Origin of the sequence: Candidatus Endomicrobiellum pyrsonymphae, from assembly GCF_020328025.1 — a bacterium.
Taxonomy (GTDB): domain Bacteria; phylum Elusimicrobiota; class Endomicrobiia; order Endomicrobiales; family Endomicrobiaceae; genus Endomicrobiellum; species Endomicrobiellum pyrsonymphae.
The window spans coordinates 1-3,281 of sequence record NZ_JAIXMZ010000098.1; the positions used below are offsets into that span (position 1 = coordinate 1).

The following is a 3,281-nucleotide window of genomic DNA, read 5'->3' on the forward strand; positions in this document are numbered from 1 at the left end:
TGATGGCTGTTGTATGCATATTGCAGAGGCTTTAAATGTGAAATCTGTAATTCTTTTTGGTCCATCCGATGCAAGATATGTAAGTTACGATAATAATATAAATGTTGTTTCGGGACAGTGTCGTAATTGCTATACGCTAAGAGGCTGGGATGTACATTGCCACAGAGAGCTTGAAAATAGACAACCTGTATGTATGGAATCTATCTCGCCTGATTTTGTGGCAAAAACAATCTTAAGATATATTGGTGGGAAGCAGGAATGAAAATTCTTGTTACAGGCGGCGCAGGTTTCGTAGGATCGAGTGTTACGGATGCATTGTTAAAAAAAGACATGATGTTGTTATTTTGGATAATTTATCGTATAGTAAAAAAGAAAATATAAATGAACAAGCTAGGTTTTATAAAACAGATATTTTTGATAAAAAAGCGGTTGGAAATATTTTTAAAAAAGAAAAATCTCAAATTGTTATACATAAAGCTGCGCAGATAGATGTTTGCAAGTCTGTTGCAGATCCTTTCTTTGACGCGGAAGTTAATATTTTGGGATCAGTCAACGTGTTGAACGCTTGTGTTAAAAACAAAGTTGGAAAAATTATTGGATTGGAAGCCTGAAGTTTCCATAGAAAAAGGTATAAAAAACTATTAAATACTTTAAAGCGAGGGGCAGGTGAAAGCTTTTGTTTTGGCCGCCGGAGCGAGTACGAGACTTAGACCGTTGACGATGGATATTCCTAAACCAATGATTCCTATTTTGGGTAAGCCGGCTTTGTATTATACATTTTTAAATCTTTGGAAAAATGGTTTTACTGTCGCTTGCGTAAATACTTATTATCGTCCGGATATTATAACGAATTTTTTTCAAAATAATGATATCAATATCAAGTTGGAATTTTTGCATGAGAAAAAGATTTTGGGAACCGCTGGCGCAATAAAAAATAAAGAAGAGTTTTTTGAAGATACATTTGTAGTTATGTCGGGCGATGGATTGACTGATATTAATTTAAAAAAAGCTGTAGAATTTCATAAAAAGAAAAAATCGCTTGCTACAATAGTTTTAAAAAAAATAAATTTAAGATTTGAATACGGTATAGCAATTACAAATAAAGACGGCGAAATAAAATCATTTGTTGAAAAACCACTGTTGGGAGACGTTTTTAACGACGAAGTAAATACTGGAATTTATGTGTTTGAACCAGAAATTTTCAAATTTATTCCAAAAAATAAATTTTTTGATTTTAGTATGGATCTATTCCCTTTTTTGATGAAAAAAAAGATAAAAATTTACGGTTATGTGATGGATGAATATTGGACAGACATAGGAAATATTGTTGAGTATAAAAAAGGCGTTTTTGATGCTCTCGACGGTAAATTGAAAATTATTCCCATAATTAAGAATAGAGAAAACAAATACATAAGTTCGAACGCAAAAATTGACAAGAGCGTTAAAATTTGTGGACCATGTTTTGTAGGCAATAACGTTGTGATAGGGAAAAATGCAGTAATTGAACCATATTCTGTTATTTCAGATAATGTAACGATGGGTAACAATGTATCCGTAGAAAAATCAATAATATGGGAAAATTCAGAGTTCGGCGACAACGTAAAAATAACAAATACAGTTGTAGGAAGTGATACGCTAATATCGAGTAATGTAACATTATTTGATTCCATAGTGATGGAATACTCTAACAAATAAAGTACTGTAAATTTATAAAAATAGAGCGGAGGAAATTTGTATGACGATTAAGCATGGATATTTTTTTACGTCTGAATCTGTTACCGAAGGGCATCCTGATAAAGTATGCGATATAGTTTCAGATACTATTTTAGATGCAATTTTAAAGCAAGATTCAAAAGCGAGAGTAGCATGCGAGACGTTTATTTCTAAAGGATTGCTTATTGTCGGTGGTGAGATTACCACAACGGCAAAGATTAATACTATAGAAATTATCAGAGAAGTGATAAAGAAAATAGGTTATGATAGACTTTCATTTGGTTTTGACTACAATGCGTGCGCTATTTTAGATTCTATAAATACGCAGTCTCCCGATATTGCCATGGGAGTTGATACCGGAGGAGCAGGCGATCAGGGGTTAATGATTGGGTTTGCATGTAAAGAAACACCTGAATTTATGCCTCTTCCGATAACATTAGCGCATAGACTTTCTATGAGACTGACAGAAGTAAGGAAAAAAAATATATTGCCATATTTGGGTCCCGACGGGAAAACACAAGTTACTGTTGAATATGTTGAGTGGAAGCCTAAAAGAATAGATACTATTGTTTTATCAACTCAGCATACGGAAGCAATTTTAGATAAAACAGGTAACCACATAACAAAGCAATCGAAAGAAGAAATTTTCGATAATATTATTAAGCCTGTTCTTGGAAAATTAATTGATAAAAACACAAAAATATACGTAAATCCTACAGGAAAATTTTTGTTTGGAGGTCCTGCTGCGGATACCGGTCTTACGGGAAGAAAAATAATAGTCGATACTTACGGCGGAATGGCAGCGCATGGCGGCGGAGCTTTTTCAGGTAAAGATTCTACAAAAGTTGATAGAAGCGCATGTTATATGGCAAGGCACATCGCGAAGAACATAGTAGCTGCAGGTTTTGCAGAAAGATGCACTGTGCAACTTGCTTATGCGATTGGCGTGGCTGCGCCAGTGTCTGTAATGATAGACACGCATCATTCAGGGAAAGTACATGGATCTGTACTAGAACCTATTGTAAAAAAGATATTCCCTCTTACACCAAAAGAAATTACTGAGTATTTGGATCTTCGCAGACCAATTTTTGCGCAAACTGCGGCTTATGGACATTTTGGTAGAAATGGTAAAACTATTACGTGGGAAAAACTAAATAAAGTTGACGAACTAAAAGTTGCAGCGAAAATCTAAGAAAGACGGCTCTATTGTACGTAATTCAGGGCATTTTAACAACGAAATAGATTTAAAGTCGTTGAAAAAGATGTCTAAGTTTGTAAAAATGTAAGAGATTTTGTCGATGAATATCAAGAAACAATCCTGCGCTATTAGGTTTTAAAGACATGGTGTAATAAAGACCTTGTCGTCCATCTTTGTCCAAGCTACCATATTTTTTACTGCTTCCAAAGATGGCATTTTCCGTGCTTTATTATTGAACGTAAATAACGTAAATTAAACCTTCTATAAGCTTTAAGTTCTGTCCCTTCAATGTCAGGATTAGCAATATTATTTTCAGTTACGCCAAGTAGTGTTTCCAAAGTATATCCTATGCCCGTTGCTCCATTCCTTT

General features: G+C 34.3%; 5 protein-coding genes. 4 read left to right on the plus strand and 1 reads right to left on the minus strand.

What is annotated here, in order from left to right:
• The 4 genes from LE180_RS06540 to metK all read left to right on the plus strand — a co-directional run.
• On the plus strand, window positions 1-262 hold a 262-nt coding region (locus LE180_RS06540; RefSeq protein ID WP_374134649.1), incomplete at its 5' end, for a glycosyltransferase family 9 protein.
• The gene (locus tag LE180_RS06545; protein WP_374134650.1) at window positions 246-611 is read left to right on the plus strand and encodes an NAD-dependent epimerase/dehydratase family protein; all 366 of its coding nucleotides are present in this window, start codon (window positions 246-248) and stop codon (window positions 609-611) included. The genes LE180_RS06540 and LE180_RS06545, both read left to right, overlap by 17 nt.
• Before the next feature lie 55 nt (window positions 612-666).
• Window positions 667-1,695 (plus strand): sugar phosphate nucleotidyltransferase, encoded by a 1,029-nt coding sequence (locus LE180_RS06550; protein WP_374134651.1) that lies wholly within the window; start codon window positions 667-669, stop codon window positions 1,693-1,695.
• Window positions 1,696-1,735: 40 nt separating this feature from the next.
• Window positions 1,736-2,905, plus strand: a complete 1,170-nt coding sequence (gene metK, locus LE180_RS06555; RefSeq protein WP_374134652.1) for a methionine adenosyltransferase — start codon at window positions 1,736-1,738, stop codon at window positions 2,903-2,905.
• A 200-nt stretch (window positions 2,906-3,105) separates the two neighbouring features.
• Here the strand turns inward: metK and LE180_RS06560 are convergent, their stop codons facing one another.
• Window positions 3,106-3,249: an MvaI/BcnI family restriction endonuclease gene (locus LE180_RS06560; protein ID WP_374134653.1), complete on the minus strand. Its 144-nt coding sequence runs from the start codon at window positions 3,247-3,249 to the stop codon at window positions 3,106-3,108.
• Window positions 3,250-3,281 lie beyond the last annotated feature (32 nt).